The 14,691-nt window shown below is 71.3% G+C and carries 12 protein-coding genes; 2 read left to right on the top strand and 10 right to left on the bottom strand.

The genetic code is table 11. The features are described from left to right. Positions 1 to 5: 5 nt before the first annotated feature. Genes QE401_RS21160 through QE401_RS21145 form a run of 4 tightly spaced genes read right to left on the bottom strand, consistent with a single transcriptional unit; the run spans position 6 to position 4,439 of the window. Positions 6 to 311 carry a DUF3325 family protein gene (locus QE401_RS21160; RefSeq protein ID WP_307140075.1) on the bottom strand — a complete coding sequence of 102 codons (306 nt, stop codon included), beginning with the start codon at positions 309 to 311 and terminating at the stop codon, positions 6 to 8. Further along, entirely contained in the window at positions 308 to 1,888 is a 1,581-nt protein-coding gene (locus QE401_RS21155) for a PepSY-associated TM helix domain-containing protein (protein WP_307140074.1), read from the bottom strand. The genes QE401_RS21160 and QE401_RS21155 overlap by 4 nt, the downstream gene beginning before the upstream one ends. Beyond that, the gene (locus tag QE401_RS21150) at positions 1,885 to 2,181 is read right to left on the bottom strand and encodes a DUF3649 domain-containing protein (RefSeq protein WP_307140073.1); all 297 of its coding nucleotides are present in this window, start codon (positions 2,179 to 2,181) and stop codon (positions 1,885 to 1,887) included. Before QE401_RS21150 ends, QE401_RS21155 begins: the two co-directional genes overlap by 4 nt. Continuing rightward, entirely contained in the window at positions 2,181 to 4,439 is a 2,259-nt protein-coding gene (locus QE401_RS21145) for a TonB-dependent receptor (RefSeq protein WP_307140072.1), read from the bottom strand. Before QE401_RS21145 ends, QE401_RS21150 begins: the two co-directional genes overlap by 1 nt. Positions 4,440 to 4,766: 327 nt before the next feature. Between QE401_RS21145 and pepT the strand changes: the two genes are divergently transcribed. Further along, the gene (gene pepT / locus QE401_RS21140) at positions 4,767 to 6,020 is read left to right on the top strand and encodes a peptidase T (protein WP_307140071.1); all 1,254 of its coding nucleotides are present in this window, start codon (positions 4,767 to 4,769) and stop codon (positions 6,018 to 6,020) included. Between the two features lie 19 nt (positions 6,021 to 6,039). Here the strand turns inward: pepT and ggt are convergent, their stop codons facing one another. From ggt to QE401_RS21115, 5 genes are read right to left on the bottom strand one after another with little or no spacing between them, the layout of a single operon-like run. Then, entirely contained in the window at positions 6,040 to 7,647 is a 1,608-nt protein-coding gene (gene ggt / locus QE401_RS21135) for a gamma-glutamyltransferase (protein WP_307140070.1), read from the bottom strand. A gap of 38 nt (positions 7,648 to 7,685) precedes the next feature. Continuing rightward, positions 7,686 to 8,669, bottom strand: a complete 984-nt coding sequence (locus QE401_RS21130; protein ID WP_307140069.1) for a Bug family tripartite tricarboxylate transporter substrate binding protein — start codon at positions 8,667 to 8,669, stop codon at positions 7,686 to 7,688. A 52-nt stretch (positions 8,670 to 8,721) separates the two neighbouring features. After that, positions 8,722 to 9,222 carry a GAF domain-containing protein gene (locus tag QE401_RS21125; RefSeq protein ID WP_307140068.1) on the bottom strand — a complete coding sequence of 167 codons (501 nt, stop codon included), beginning with the start codon at positions 9,220 to 9,222 and terminating at the stop codon, positions 8,722 to 8,724. A gap of 2 nt (positions 9,223 to 9,224) precedes the next feature. After that, positions 9,225 to 10,820, bottom strand: coding sequence for an ABC transporter substrate-binding protein (locus QE401_RS21120; protein ID WP_307140067.1), 1,596 nt, complete (start codon positions 10,818 to 10,820; stop codon positions 9,225 to 9,227). A 21-nt stretch (positions 10,821 to 10,841) separates the two neighbouring features. Beyond that, positions 10,842 to 12,662, bottom strand: coding sequence for a CocE/NonD family hydrolase (locus QE401_RS21115; protein WP_307140066.1), 1,821 nt, complete (start codon positions 12,660 to 12,662; stop codon positions 10,842 to 10,844). A 130-nt stretch (positions 12,663 to 12,792) separates the two neighbouring features. On the opposite strand from QE401_RS21115, the gene QE401_RS21110 reads away from it, so the two are divergent. Then, entirely contained in the window at positions 12,793 to 13,728 is a 936-nt protein-coding gene (locus QE401_RS21110) for a LysR family transcriptional regulator (protein WP_307140065.1), read from the top strand. Positions 13,729 to 13,736: 8 nt separating this feature from the next. Here the strand turns inward: QE401_RS21110 and QE401_RS21105 are convergent, their stop codons facing one another. Beyond that, complete coding sequence (locus QE401_RS21105) at positions 13,737 to 14,630, bottom strand: LysR family transcriptional regulator (RefSeq protein WP_307140064.1); 894 nt, start codon at positions 14,628 to 14,630, stop codon at positions 13,737 to 13,739. Between the last annotated feature and the right edge of the window lie 61 nt (positions 14,631 to 14,691).

Below are 14,691 nucleotides of genomic sequence, written 5' to 3'. Positions count from 1 at the left end.
GGCGGTCATCCTCGGCCAGGGCGGGAGGGGTCGGGCCGGGCGCGGCGCGCCCAGCCGATCAGCGACAGATAGGTGAGCCCGGCGGCGAGGCTCAGATGGCCGCTCCACACCACCAGCCCGAGCCCCCAGCCCCGCCCCGCCACCAGCTGGCCGAGCGCCAGCAGCAGCAGGGAAGCGCCCAGGCCGCGCAGCGCCAGGCGGGTGGCGCGGGGCAGGATCCGGCGCAGCACGGCCCGCTGCGGCGCCTCGCTGGCGGCGGCGAGCGCCGCGAACCCCGCCAGGCAGAGCAGCAGGGCCAGGGCATGGCTCATGCGGTGGCCGCCACGGCGCGGCGCGCCCGGCCACGATGCCGCGCCAGGCCAAGGGCCAGCGCCGCATGCAGCGCCGCCAGCGCCCAGCAGGTCAGCTCCAGCCCGGCGAAGACCCAGTCGCCCCGCGCCAGGCTGTGCCAGAGCGGCCGGCCGGTGGTGGCGGCACTCAGCAGCGGCAGCAGCGCCAGCAGCGCGGCGGCCAGCCAGAGCTGCTCCAGCCAGGCGCGGCGGACGGGGCGCAGCACCGCGTGCAGCAGCGTGAGGCCCCACAGGATGAAGAAGAGATCCACCTCCCACACGGCGCGGCCGGGCAGATTGGCGGGCAGCAGCCGGTTGGCCCAGAGGAAGCCCGCCATGGCGATGGACAGCCCGGCGATGCCGGGGATGTTCAGCCGCTCCACCAGCCGCAGCCCGAGCGGCGGGCGCGCGCCCTCGGCCAGCTTCGCCCGGCGCTTCACCGCCCAGAGCACCAGCCCGGTGCCGACCATGGCGGTGCCCGCCAGGCTGACCAGGAAATACAGCCAGCGCGTCGCGGTGTCGCTGAAGCGGCCGAGATGCAGGGCGTAGAGCACACCGCGCGCCTCGGCCGCCGCGCCGACACTGTCGCGCACCGAGAGCAGCGCGCCGGTCGCGCCGGAGAATTCCAGGTATTGCGGGCTCATCGAGACGCGCCCGGCCTCGCCGCGCGACACCGCGACGCGGGAGGCGGCATCGCCCGGCAGGGTGATGGTGACGCGCCCGGCCTGGCCCTGGCCCCAGCGCGCCTCGGCCTGCCGCACCATGGCGTCGACCGGCGCCAGCTTCACCGCCTCGCCGGCGGGCCGGCCGGGCCGGAGGAAGGCGCTGAGCTGGGTGGACAATTCCTGCCGCTCGGCGGCGCTGCGCAGGCCGGCGCGCTCGCCCCAGGGCATGTAGAGCGCCATCAGCGTGACCAGCCCGGTATAGGTGATCATCAGATGGAAGGGCAGGCCGAAGACCGACAGCGCATTGTGCGCGTCCAGCCAGGCGCGCTGCCCCTTGCCCCAGCGGAAGGTGAAGAAGTCGACGAAGATCTTCTTGTGCGTGATGACGCCGCTGAGGATGGCGACCAGCATCAGCATCGCCGCCGCGCCGGCCAGCCAGCGGCCCCACAGCACCGGCATGTAGTGGAACTGGAAGTGGAAGCGCAGGAAGAACTCGCCGCCCTGCGTCTCCCGCGCCGCGATCGGCGCGCCGGTCGCGGCCTCGAAGCGCGCGGCGCCGAAGCGGCGCTCGCCCGGGGCGCCGCCGCCGCGCCAGAAGGCGTCGACATCCGGGTTGCGCGCATCCGGCAGCCGCAGGCTCCACTGGCTGGCGCCGGGCGCCATCCGCCCCAGCGCCTCGGCCACGCGCTGCGCCGCCAGCGCCTGGTCGGGGGCCGTGGCCGCCGCCGGCAGCTCGGGCCGCATCCAGAGCGAGAGCTCGTCCTTGAAATACGCCACCGTGCCGGTGAGGAACATGGCGTAGAGCAGCCAGCCGAACAGCAGCCCGGCCCAGATGTGCAGGCCGGACATGCTCTGGCGCAGGCTGCGGCGCGGAGGGGCCGGGGGCGTGGTCATGCCGCCCACCAGGCGGCGAGGCCCAGCGGCGCCGCCACCAGCGCCAGCCCGGCCCAGGCGCGCCTGGCGCTGCGGGCGGCGAAGCACCACAGCACCGCCGCCGCGTAGAACAGAAAACTCAACAGCATGCCGGTGAGAACCGCCTGCGGCCGGCTGGCGGGCAGGGCCAGCGCGGCCAGGCTGGAGAGCGCCGCCAGCCCATAGCCGCCGAACAGCGCGGCCAGGATGCGCGACGCCACCGGCGCCGCCCGGCGCAGGCGGGGCAGCAGGGGCGCGGTGTGCCCCCGCACCATCAGAAGTCGAAGGCCGCCGAGACGATGACGGTGCGCGGCGCGCCCACGGTCACGTAATTGCCGCTGGTCAGCCAGTACTGCTCATCCGTCACATTCTCCAGATTGGCGCGGAAGGTGACCGGCTTGCCGGAGATCTCGGTGGTGTAGCGGGCGCCGATATCGACCCGCGTCCAGCCATCGAAGCGCAGCGTGTTGGCGGCGTTCATGTAGGAGCCGGAGGTGTAGATGACGCGGCCATTCAGGGCGAGACCCGGCACGCCCGGCACATCCCAGTCCAGCGCGCCGGAGAACAGCCGCTCCGGCACGCCGGCGGCCTTGTTGCCGGCCTCGGCCGGGTTCTGCGTGCGGGTCAGCTCGGGCTCCATCAGCGTGGCGCCGACCAGGCCGCGCAGGCCGGGCATCAGCTCGCCGAAGGCCATCAGCTCGATGCCGCGGTTGCGCTGCTCGCCATCATAGGCCAGCTCATTGGCCGTGGTGGTGACCTGGTTCGGCCGGGTCAGCTGGAACACCGCGGCGGTGGTGGTCAGCCCGCCCCACTCCACCTTCACGCCAGCCTCGTACTGCTCGGACTTGAAGGGCGCCAGCACCGCGCCGGTGTTGACATAGCCGGCGCCGACGATGGTGCCGCGGGTCAGGCCTTGCGCGTAATTGGCATAGAGCGAGACATTGTCGAGCACGCGGAACACCACGCCGGCCAGCGGCGTGGTGGCGCTGGCATCGTAGCGGCTGGTGCGCGCGCCATTGGCGGTGTTGTAGCTGTCGACCAGCACATTCTGCTCGCGCACGCCGAGCGTGACCAGCAGCCGGTCATCGGCGAAGGACAGCGTGTCGGCCACCGCGAAGCTGGTCAGCCGCGTGTCCGAGGCGCGCTGCGGATCGGTGCGCAGCGCGGTGACGCGCGGCAGCGGCGAGGGGCGGTAGATGTTGGAGGCCACGGTGCCGGCGGAGGTGATGTAGGCATTGCCGGCCTCCTGCTGGAAGCCGGTGAAGCCGACATTCAGCGTGTGGCCGACGGGGCCGGTGTTGAAGCGCCAGCGCGCGCCGGCCGTGCCGCTATAGGTCTCGGTGTAGGAATCGTAGAAGGAGTTGCGGACGGTGAAATCGCCATTGGCGCGCGCGCCCGGATTGGCATTGGGGAAGTCCTGCTCGTTCCAGCCCTCGCGATAGCCGAAGCCGACATAGGCGGTGAGCGACTCGGTCAGGTCATACTCGACGCGGGTGGCGAGCGTGGTGTCCTGCTGGCGCAGCGTGGTGCCGGGAAACCAGTTGCTGCGCGCATCGGGCGGCTTCGGGATCGCCGTGGCACTGGGCTGGATGGCGATCTGCGGGCGGAAATTGTCGGTGTCGTCGCGCAGATAGATGAAATCGGCATTCCAGCGCAGCCGCTCGCCGCGATAGTCGAGGCCGAGCGTGCCGAGGCCGGTGCGGATATTGCCGCCATCGATCGAGCCTTCGCCATCGCGCAGCAGCCCGTTGAAGCGGATGCCCCATTCGCGGTTCTCGCCATAGCGGCGGGCGATATCGGCATGCAGGCCGAAATTCTCGCTGCCGATATAGGTGGTGGTCAGGCGGGTCAGCGGCTCATCGCCGGCGCGCTTGGTGACGATGTTGATGCCGCCGCCGATGCTGCCGCCCGGCGCGATGCCGTTGATCAGCGCGCCCGGGCCCTTCAGCAGCTCGATCCGCTCGATCATCTGCCCCGGCACGCGGTTGGAGGGCACCAGCCCGTACAGCCCGTTCAGCCCGACATCCGAGGCGGAGACACCATAGCCGCGGATCTGGAAGGTGTCGTCGAAGCCGTTGCTGCCGGTGGTCAGCCGCACCGAGGCATCGTTGATCAGCGTGTCGGCGGCGGTGCGCGCCTGCTGGTCCTCGATCAGCTGCGAGGTGAAATTGTTGGTGCTGAACGGCGTCGCCATGATGTCGCCGGTGCCGAGCAGGCCGAGCGAGCCGCCACGGGCCACCTGCCCGCCCGGCAGCGCCGGCGGCAGGCCGGGCTGCGGGCTGGAGGAGCCGGTGACCTGCAGATTGGGCAGCGCCACCACGCCGGAGGCCGGCTCGGCCTGGGCCGGGGCCGCGCTCTGGGCCGTCTGGGCCTGCGCGGCGGGCGCCACGCTCAGGCCGGCCGCCAGCACGGCGCCGGCCAGGGTCACGGTGGCGCTGGCGATGCTGGCGGCGCGGGCCGGGCTGTCCCCGCCATCCGGACGGCTCGCCTGGGGCGCGCGGTCGGGGGCTTCCTGGCCGTGGGTCGGGGACATCGGGCGTCGATCCTTGTTCCGGCCCGGGGAAGCACCGGCACCCGGCGCGCCGCCGGCAGGGCTGCACCGGGCGGCCGCATGGCGCCCACCCCAGGCGTGCAAATGCGAGTGATTTTCATTAACTGAAATGCATCGTTACCGGCAAGGGAGGCCGGAGCGGCATTTTGCATCGCACCGCATTTAGGACCGGTCCCAGCGGGGCTGCGCCCGATCTTCAGATCGGCCGCCCCCTTGGCGCCGGGGCCCGGGCGGGGCGATGATACCGCCCCTGTCGCGGTCCGTGCCCCGGCGCCGGCCCGCCCCGCCCCTGATTCCCGGAGCCTTGCCATGGCCGATGCCCTTGCCGAGCAGCTGATCGAGCGCTTCTTCCGCTACCTCTCGGTGGAGAGCCAGAGCGACGCGGCGGCGACCAGCGTGCCCAGCACCCAGGGCCAGCGCCGCCTGGCGGAGCTGCTGCGAGAGGAGCTGGCGGCGCTGGGCCTGGCCGATATCCATCTCGACGCGCACAGCGTGCTGACGGCGCGGCTGCCCGGCAACCGGGCCGACGCCCCCTGCATCGGCTTCGTGGCGCATCTGGACACGGTGGATGTCGGCCTCTCGCCCGTGGTGAAGCCGCAGCGCCTGCGCTTCGAGGGCGAGGACCTGCCGCTGAACCGCGAACAGGATATCTGGCTGCGGGTCGCCGAGCATCCCGAGATCCTGCCCTATCGCGGCCAGGAGATCCTTGTCAGCGACGGCACCAGCGTGCTGGGCGCCGACAACAAGGCGGCGATCGCCGTGCTGATGACCCTGGCGGACCGGCTGCGGCACAGCGATGCGCCGCGCGGCGACATCATCCTGGCCTTCGTGCCCGATGAGGAGATCGGGCTGCGCGGCGCCAAGGTGATGGAGCTGGCGCGTTTCCCCGTCGCCTTCGCCTACACCATCGATTGCTGCGAGCGCGGCGAGCTGGTCTATGAGACCTTCAACGCCGCCGGCGTCACCGTCGACATCACCGGCGTCACCGCCCATCCGATGACCGCCAAGGGCGTGCTGGTGAACCCGATCCTGATCGCCACCGAGCTGGTGGGGCTGTTCGACCCGCTGCAGACGCCCGAGCACACCGAGGGGCGCGAGGGCTATTGGTGGTGCAACGGCATTTCCGGCAACCAGGGCAGCGCGCGGCTGCAGATGTCGATCCGCGACCATGACGGGGCCCGCTTCGCCGAGCGCAAGGCCTATGTGGCCGAGGCGGTGGAGCGTCTGCGCGCCCGCCACCCGCGCGCGAAGATCGAGGTGAAGATCGAGGACAGCTACCAGAATATCGACGCCGCGCTGGGCAATGACCGGCACTGCGTCGATCTGATCGTGCAGGCGATGGGGCAGATGGGCATCACGCCCAAGGTGATCGCCATGCGCGGCGGCACGGATGGCTCGGCGCTGTCGGCGCGCGGTGTGCCGACGCCGAACTACTTCACCGGCGCCCACAATTTCCACTCGCGCGATGAATTCCTGCCGGTCGGCTCCTTCGTCGATTCCTATCGCCTGACCGAGCGGCTCTGCGCGCTGGCCGCCGAGCCGCGGAACAGCGCGGCGGGCTGATCCGCCCGCCGCGCCCTATTCAGGCCCGCATCGCCATGCCGTCGCGCTGCGGGTCGGCGCCGCCCTGCCAGGCGCCGTCGCGCAGCGCCAGCCCATGCGGGGCGCCGAAGGCATAGCTCTGATAGGAGCGCGCGATCGGATAGCCCAGCGCCGCCAGGGCATCGGTGGTGCCGTGCGGGATGCGGTTGGCGACATCGATCGTGTCGCTCAGCGCGACGATGCGCGGCGCCGCCACAGCCTCCGCCATGCTCATGCCGAAATCGACGACATTGCTGATCGCCTGGGCGAGCGCCGGCACGATATAGGTGCCGCCCGGGGCGGCCAGCACCATGCAGGGCGCGTCGCCCTCGAAGAGCAGGGTCGGCGCCATGGCGCTGGCGCGGCTCTTCCCCGGAGCGATGGAGGCGGCACGGCCCGGGCGCGGGTCGAAGCCGCTCATGCAGCCATTGTACATGAAGCCGAGCCCCGGGGTGATGACACCGGAGGGGATGCCCAGCGTGTGCGTCATCGACACCGCATTGCCCGCCGCATCGACGACGCAGACCACGGTGGTGTCGGGCGGGTCGCGCGGCTCCTCGGCGCGCGGCACCGCGGCCTTCTCGCCCGCGCGGATACGCACCGCCAGCGCCCTGGCATGCGCGGCGGAGAGCAGCCGCTCCATCGGCACATCGACGAAATCCGGGTCGCCCATATGGGCGTCCTTGTCGATGGTCATCCATTTCATGGCTTCCGCCAGGATGCGCAGATGCTCGACGCTGTTGTGCTCCAGCGCGCCGAGATCGAATTGCGCCAGGATGTGCAGCAGCTCGATCAGCGAGCCGCCGCCCGCCGGCGGCGGGTTGGAGGCCACGCGCAGCCCGCGATATTCGCCCCAGCAGGGCGATTTCTCCCGCACCCGATAGGCGGCGAGGTCCTCCAGCGTGATGCCGCCGCCGCGCGCCGCCATGTCGGCCGCGATCTCGCGCGCGATGTCGCCGCGATAGAAGGAATCGGCGCCGCCTTCGGCGATGCGCTCCAGCGTGCGCGTCATCTCCGGGTTGCGCAGAATGTCGCCCGGGCGCTTCAGCCTGCCATCGGGGCGGAAATAGACCTGCCGCCCGGTCTCGCTGAAGCGCAGCTTGTCCTCGACATTGACCTGGCCGTCATTGCCGTGGTCCAGCGCCCAGTAATAGTGGACATAGGGCCGCACCATCACGCCGCGGCGCGACTGCGCGATGGCCGGCGCCATCACGTCCCGCAGCTTCATGGTGCCGAAGCGCGACAGCGCCTCGGTATAGCCCGCCACATTGCCTGGCGTGCCGACCGAGCCATAGCCGATATCGTTGCTCTGGTCGTCGAGCAGGAAGACGAAACCGTCGCGCGACTGGCCGATGAACTTGTCCGCCCACATCTCCGGCGTGGCGGAGAGCGGCGCGCGGGCGAAGAATTCCAGCACGCTGTGCACGCCCTGCTTCGGCATACAGATCTGCATGGCGCCGAAGCCGCCGATGCCGCACATCTGCGGGTCCACCACGCCCTGGCTGAAGGCGCAGGCAATGGCGGCGTCCACCGCATTGCCGCCCTGCCGCAGGATTTCGACGCCCGCTTCCGCCGCTTCCGGCTGGGCCGCCACCACGATGCCGCGCATCCGCTCTCTCCCCGCTTCCTTGCCCGTTCCGCCGCCGCTCAGTCCGGCGTGATGCCGGAGGCCTCGATCACCGGCTTCCAGCTCGCCACCTCACGGCGCACGAAATCCTGCGCCGCGTCCAGATAGAGCCGCCCCGCCGTGGTCGAGGTCTCGGCGAAGCGGCGCTGCACATTGGGGCTGTCCTGCGCCTTGCGCACCGCCTCGGCCAGCTTCTCCAGCACCGGGCGCGGCGTGCCGGCCGGTGCCGCGAGGCCCGCCCAGCCATCGGCCACCACATCCGGATAGCCGAGTTCGCGGAAGGTCGGAACATCCGGGAAATCGGGCGAGCGCTCAGGCGCCGAGGTCGCCAGCGCCCGCAGCGCGCCGGAGCGCAGATGCGCGCTGGTGGCCGTCAGGCTGTCCATCACCGAGGGCACGACACCCGCCATGACATCGGTGATCGCCTGGGTGGAGCCGCGATAGGGCACATGCTCCAGCTTCGCGCCGGTGGCGCGCGCCAGCCGCAGCCCGATCAGATGCGCGACGCCTCCGACGCCCGAGGTGCCGTAATCCATCACCCGGCTCTGCGAGGCGGCGACATAGTCGGCCAGGCTGCGGATCGGCAGGCGCGGATCGACACACAGCAGATAGGGCGTGCCCATCATGATGGCGATATGGGCGAAGGAGGTGTCGGCATCATACTGGATGCGGCCGCGATACAGGGTCTGGCCGATCGCCAGCCCGCTGATCGTGGTGATCAGCAGCGTGTAGCCATCCGGCGCCTGCCGCGCCGCATAACCGGTGCCGAGGGTAGAACCGGCGCCGCCCCTGTTCTCCAGCACCAGGCTCTGGCCGAGGCTCGCCTGCATCTCCTGGGCGATGACGCGGGCGGCGATGTCGGTGGCGCCGCCGGCGCCGAAGGGGACCACCACATTGATGGCGCGGGCCTGCGGCCAGGGCGCCTGGGCCATGGCCGGGCCGGCGGGCAGCGCCAGCAGGGCGGCGCCCTGCAGCAGGCGGCGGCGGGGAAGTCCAGCGAACATGCTCATGCTCTCCAAGACGGGCGCGCGGCGCCTGGGTGGTGGTTGGGCGGTGTCAGCCGGCCTCGGCCAAGGCGAGGAAGGCGGGCACCAGATATTGCGCGAAGCAGCGCACCAGCGGCAGGTCGGCCTCGCCGTACCAGCCTTCCTGATGCATCAGGTTCACCTGGCCCAGCGTGCGGCCCTGCCAGCGCACCGGCGTGTTCATGGCGCTGCCGCAGCCCAGCGCGCTGGCGCCGGCATGGTCCGGGTAGCTGGCGCGCAGCTCGGCCTCGGTCCGGATCAGGATCGGGCGGCCATGCTGCATCAGCTCGCGCATGCGCGGCGCGTCGGAGGCGCGCTTGCGCCCGCCCACGGCGTAATGCTGCGGCACGTTGGAATAGACACGCTCCGCCTCGCCACCCGGATAATGGATCTGGATGGTGCAGAGCCGGTGGCCGACCACCGCCGCCAGCGCCGCGTCCAGCGCGGCGAAGCTGGAATGCGGCTGGCCCTCCTCCGCCTGGGCGAGCGCCAGGCGGGCCAGATGCGGCAGCGGATCGGAATGCTGCGCCATGCTCAGCCCTCCGCCTTCGCGTCCATGGCGAGCGTCCGCTCATCCGAGCGCGGCGAGAGCGTCACACCCTTCCGCACCGCCCAGATGTTCTGCAGCATCAGCAGCGGGATCAGCGGCACATCCGCCATCGCCTTCTCCGTCGCCTCGATCAGCAGCGCCTCGCGCGCCGCATCCTCGACGGTGGAGGTGGCGCGGATGATCAGCGCATCCAGCTCGGGGCTGCTGTAGCGGCCGTAATTGTACAGGCCCAGGCTGCGCTCCTTGTCATAGCTGGCCATGCACTGGCTGAGCATGTAGCCGCCCTCGAAAGTGGCGCTGCCCCAGCCCCACAGCCCCATGGAGAATTCCTGGCGGCCGCCGCGCGCGGCATAGGTGCTCCAGGGCATCGCCTCGACCGTGGTCTGCACGCCGATGCGCGTCCACATCTGGGCGATGGCCTGGGCCAGCCGCGCATCATTGGGGTAGCGGTCATTCGGCGTGTGGAGCGTGAGGTTGAAGCCCTCCGGGAAGCCGGCCTCGGCCAGCAGGCGGCGGGCCCGCTCCGGGTCGGGCTTCGGCGGCGCCAGGTTCGGCGCGTAGGAATAGGCGCCGGGCGGCATCCACTGGCCGGTCGCCGCGCCGGTGCCGAGCATCACCCGCTCGCCCAGCGCGTCGCGCTGCAGCGCCAGCGACAGCGCCTGGCGCACCCGCAGATCACGGAACGGGTTCTTGGGCAGCGGCTTGCCGCTCCTGTCGGTGACGAAGGGGCTCTCGCCCTCGCGCGACAGATCGGGCGTCAGATAGAGCAGGCGGATGCCGGGGATGGCGGCGACATTGACGCGAGAATCCTCGCGCAGCCGCGGCAGGTCGGTGACGGAGGGGGTGTCGATCAGATCGACATCGCCCGAGAGCAGCGCGGCGGTGCGGCCGGCCGGGTTGGTGATGAGGCGCAGGGAGACACTCTCCCAGCCCTGCCTCTCGCCCCACCACAGCTCGTTGCGCGCCAGATCGACGCGGCTGCCGGGCGTGTAGGACGCGAATTTGTACGGGCCGGTGCCGATCGCCGCCTTGCCGGAATTGTAGTCGGCGGTGGTCGCGCCCTCGCCCACACGGCGGGAGACGATGCCGACATAGGTGAGGTTCGGCCCGAGATCCGGCGCCGGCACCGGCGTGTGCAGGCGGATGGTCAGCGGGTCGATCACCTCGACCCGCTGCACGGCGCGGAGAAAGCCGCCGAAGCCGCCCGGGCTGTTCGGCACGTCGCGGGCGCGCTCGAAGGTGAAGACCACGTCGTCGGCGGTGAAGTCGCCGCCATCATGGAATTTCACGCCGGGGCGCAGCTTGAACTCCCACAGCGTGTCGGAGAGCAGCCGCCACTCCGTCGCCAGGCCGGGGATCAGGCGCCCATCGGGGGCGCGGTTGATCAGCCGCTCGAACATGTGCATGGCGACGGTGTGGTTCGGCACCGCGTGGTAGAAATGCGGGTCCACCGTGGTGAAGGCGCCGCCCAGGCCGATGCGCAGCGTCGCGGTTTGAGCGCGGGCCGGGCGCGGCGCCAGCGCCCCCCAGCCGGTGGTGGCGAGCAGGCCGGTGGCGGCCAGGAACTGGCGGCGTTGCATGGGCGTTTCCTTGTTGTGAATTCAGCGCGCCGGCCGCAGCGGCAGTTCCAGGGCCGAGCCCCGGTCGCCACCGCGCAGCAGGCGCAGTTCCGGCGGGCGGCCATGCGGCACCTGCACGCAATGGTCGGCATCCATGCCGGCGATGGAGAGGCGGATGCGCGAACCGGCGCGGAACACCCAGGAGACCGGCAGCAGGGGCACGCGGATGCGCTCCACCTGGCCCGGCACCAGCGGCGCCGCATCCTCCCGCCGGAAGGAGCGGAAGGGCCAGCTGGTGCGGTACTGCGGGGGCGCCGGGCTTTCCTTGCGGTGCAGCGCGCGCAGCAGGCCTTCGGTGACGTAGCGCACCGTGCCATCCGCCTCGACCTCGGAGAGATAGACGAAGAGCGCGGCATCCGGCGTGTCGGCGCTGAGCCAGAGATCGGCCAGGCCATGCCCGGTCAGCTCCATATCCTGCGCCAGCGGGGCCGAGGACCAGCCGGCCAGCTGCGCCTCCCGCTGCGGCCAATCGGCGTAGTAGGTGGTGCTGTTGATGCCGGCGATGCGCTCATAGCGCGTGCCGCTGCCGCTGCCCCAGGCGAAATCGGCGTTGATCCTTTCGTGCCCCGCCTCGCCCGCCACCGCGTCCAGCATGGCCTCGCCCAGATGCAGGCGCTGCACGGTCTCGACCGGCGGCCAGGATGCGGCGCCGCGCCATTCCTCCGCGTGCAGGCTGAAATAATGCACCGGCTGCTCGGCTTCGAGCCCGGTGTCGCGGCCCAGCAGGTAATGGTCGAAGAAGCGCAGCAGCGCGCCGAGCAGCGCGAATTCGGATGTCTGCTCCCGCCGCCAGGGGGAGACATTGCAGCGCGCCCCATGATCCCAGGGGCCGAGCAGCAGATGCACCTTGTTCCCGCGCAGCGTCAGATAGCGGGAAATGGCGCCATTGGCGTAGCCCGCGCCATCCATCCAGCCGGAGACCGCCAGCACCGCGACATCCGGGCGGATGCCCTCGCTCACCGAATAGGGGCTGAAGGAGGCGGAGCTGAAGGAGGGATCATAAGGCAGCGGCTCCTCGCGGAAGCGGAACTCGCCCATGAAATCCGGCTGGCGGAAATTGCCCAGATGCTCGCGCAGCGCGGCGGCGAGCAGGCTGCCATCCGCATCCTCGTCCACCGGATGCGGGCCGCGCAGATCGGGGTTGGCGTAGTAGACATAGTTGCGCAGCAGGTCGCGCCGGTCATGGTCCATGGCGACCATCAAATCGTCATAGCTCTTGGCCAGCTGCTTCAGCAGGATGCCGCCGGGATAGTAGTTGTCGGCATAGGTGTCCCAGACGGCAAACAGCGGCGCGATGGCCTTCACCGCGGGGTGGCCGGTGCTGGCCAGGAAGTCGGAGGCAGCACCCGGATAGGAGATGCCGGTGGCGCCGATCTGCCCGTCCGACCAGGGCTGCGCGACGATCCAATCGGCGATCTCGCGGCTGTCCTCGCGCTCCTTCGGCGAGCGGAAACTGTCGCGCGTGCCGAAAGAGGCACCGGTGCCGCGCACATCCACCACCACCACCGCATAGCCGCGCGGCACCAGATGGCGCACGAACTTGCCGGCATTGGGGATGGCGTCCGCCGCGCTGCCCGGCGCCACCGCGAAGCGGCGGTAATAGGGGGTGAGGATCAGGATGGCGGGCACCGGGCCCTTGGCGCCCTCGGGCCGCCAGACATCGATGGCGATGCGGCAGCCATCGCGCATCGCCAGGTAGCGGGATTCGGGCGCGGCCGGCAGGGCATGGGCAGCCTCGCGCGCGGCTTCATAGGCCGAAGGGGTGACGTGCCAGGCGGCACTGCCGTGATCACTGTCGGACATGCTCGCACCCTCGCTGCCGGCCCCTCGGCCGCTGTCATGGTTGCGTCACCGATGCCCAAGCGTGCCCGATGCGTCAAATGCATTATACCGTGCAGATCATGCGGTTTCCGCACAGGGTCAGGGGGCGATTGTGCACAATCTGCGGTCACTCGAGGCGCTGCGCGCCTTTGTCGAGGGCGGCTCGGTCTCCCAGGCGGCGGCGCGGCTGGGGCGGACCCAGCCCCAGGTCGGGCGGCTGCTGGCGGCGCTGGAGCAGGAGCTGGGCTTCGCCCTGTTCAGCCGCGAGAATCGCCGCCTGGCGCTGACCGCCGAGGGCTTCCGCTTCTGGCAGCAGGCCGAGCGCGTGCTGGCCGGGCATGACGGGCTGGCGCGGCTGGCCAGCGGCATCCGCCAGGGCAAGAAGGACAACCATCTCCGCCTGTTGACCGCGCCGCAGGTGGCGAGCTTCGTGCTGGGCCAGGCGCTGCGCGCCATGGCCGCCCGGGTGCCGGATTTCTCCGCCACCATCGACACCCGCATCCGCCTGGATGCCGAGACGGTGCTGGAGCAGGAGCATTTCGACATGGGCGTCACCGTGCTGCCGCTGGCGCATGCCGGGCTGAAGGTGGAGCCGCTCTGCGAGGTGGAGGCGGTGGCGGTGATGCGGCGCGACCATCCGCTGGCGGCCCGGCCAGTGGTGACGGTGACGGACCTCCCCGGCCACGACATGGTGGTGACGCATCCGCGCTCCCTGCTGCGCCAGGGGCTGGAGCAGCATTGCCGCGAGGCCGGGGTGACGCCCCGGGCACGGTTCGAGGCCTCGAATGGCGTGGTGGTCTGCCAGATGGCGGCGCTCGGCCTCGGCGTCGCGCTGGCCGATCCCTTCGTTGCCCGCTCCTCCCCGGCGCCGCAGATGGTCATCCGCGCCTTCGCCCCCGCCATCCCGCTGCCCTATGGCGTGTTCTTCCCGACCTGGCAGCCGCGCTCGGCGCTGGTCGAGGATTTCGCCGCGCTGGTCGCCCGCAGCGCGCGGCATGAGGCGGAGCTCCTGCTGCGCGGGCTGCGCCGCCGCCAGGGCGCGGGCTGAGCGCCCGCTCAGTCGCGGAAGGGGCGGAAGATCTGCACCAGCCAGTCGACGAAGACCCGCACCCGGGGCGAGAGCTGGCGGCTCTGCGGATAGAGGGCGGAGACCGGGATCGAGGAGGGCGGGAAATCCGGCAGCACCTCGACCAGCGTGCCGGCGGCGAAATCCGCCTCCATGCCGTAGCGCGGCGCCTGCACCAGCCCATAGCCCAGCCGCGCCAGCGCCAGGCTGGTGTCGGAGCCGGTGACGGTGATGCGGCTGGGCAGCATCACCTCGCGCAGCCGCCCGCCCTGGTGGAAGTCGAGCGCCATCACCTCGCCGCTGGCCGAGGAGACGAACCCCACCATCTGGTGCCCCTCCAGCTCGTCGGGCGTGCGCGGCACGCCGTGGCGGGCCAGGTAGTCGGGGCTGGCGCCCGTCGCCTCCGGCAGCTGGCCCAGGCGGCGGAGGATCATGCCGCTTTCCGCCGGCACGCCGGCGCGGACCACGCAATCCACCCCCTCCCGCACCAGGTCGACCAGCCGGTCGCCCTCGCCGATGCGCAGCTCGAGGCCCGGATGCCGTGCCAGGAACTCGGGCAGGGCGGGCAGGATCAGGCTGCGGAACATGCGGCCATGCACATCGATGCGCAGCAGGCCGCGCGGCTGGCTTGCGGCCAGATTGCCCTCGGCATCCTCGACCTCGGCCAGGATCGACAGGCAGCGATGGTAATAGGCCTCGCCCTCCCGCGTCGGCGAGACATGGCGCGTGGTGCGGTTCAGCAGCCGCACGCCCAGCCGCGCCTCCAGCTGCTGGATCGCCTCGGTCGCGGTGGAGCGCGGCAGGCCCTGGTCGCGGGCCGCCGCGCTGAAGCTGCCTGTCTCGACGATGCGGGTCAGCAGCCGCATCACATCCAGCCGGTCCATGCGGATTGTTCGCGCTTCCCGAACGGACATGTCAAGCATGGCGGGATTATTCTTCCCCACC

This window comes from Pseudoroseomonas cervicalis (assembly GCF_030818485.1).
Taxonomy (GTDB): Bacteria; Pseudomonadota; Alphaproteobacteria; order Acetobacterales; family Acetobacteraceae; genus Pseudoroseomonas; species Pseudoroseomonas cervicalis_A.
The sequence above is the reverse complement of the archived record's forward strand: the minus strand, read 5'-3'. Positions and strand labels throughout refer to the sequence as shown.

Excerpts from the sequence above, each read along its gene's own strand:
- QE401_RS21160 (WP_307140075.1), bottom strand. The coding sequence starts at position 311 with ATGAGCCATGCCCTGGCCCTGCTGCTCTGCCTGGCGGGGTTCGCGGCG.
- QE401_RS21155 (WP_307140074.1), bottom strand. The coding sequence starts at position 1,888 with ATGACCACGCCCCCGGCCCCTCCGCGCCGCAGCCTGCGCCAGAGCATG.
- QE401_RS21150 (WP_307140073.1), bottom strand. The coding sequence starts at position 2,181 with ATGGTGCGGGGGCACACCGCGCCCCTGCTGCCCCGCCTGCGCCGGGCG.
- QE401_RS21145 (WP_307140072.1), bottom strand. The coding sequence starts at position 4,439 with ATGTCCCCGACCCACGGCCAGGAAGCCCCCGACCGCGCGCCCCAGGCG.
- pepT (WP_307140071.1), top strand. The coding sequence starts at position 4,767 with ATGGCCGATGCCCTTGCCGAGCAGCTGATCGAGCGCTTCTTCCGCTAC.
- ggt (WP_307140070.1), bottom strand. The coding sequence starts at position 7,647 with ATGCGCGGCATCGTGGTGGCGGCCCAGCCGGAAGCGGCGGAAGCGGGC.
- QE401_RS21130 (WP_307140069.1), bottom strand. The coding sequence starts at position 8,669 with ATGTTCGCTGGACTTCCCCGCCGCCGCCTGCTGCAGGGCGCCGCCCTG.
- QE401_RS21125 (WP_307140068.1), bottom strand. The coding sequence starts at position 9,222 with ATGGCGCAGCATTCCGATCCGCTGCCGCATCTGGCCCGCCTGGCGCTC.
- QE401_RS21120 (WP_307140067.1), bottom strand. The coding sequence starts at position 10,820 with ATGCAACGCCGCCAGTTCCTGGCCGCCACCGGCCTGCTCGCCACCACC.
- QE401_RS21115 (WP_307140066.1), bottom strand. The coding sequence starts at position 12,662 with ATGTCCGACAGTGATCACGGCAGTGCCGCCTGGCACGTCACCCCTTCG.
- QE401_RS21105 (WP_307140064.1), bottom strand. The coding sequence starts at position 14,630 with ATGGACCGGCTGGATGTGATGCGGCTGCTGACCCGCATCGTCGAGACA.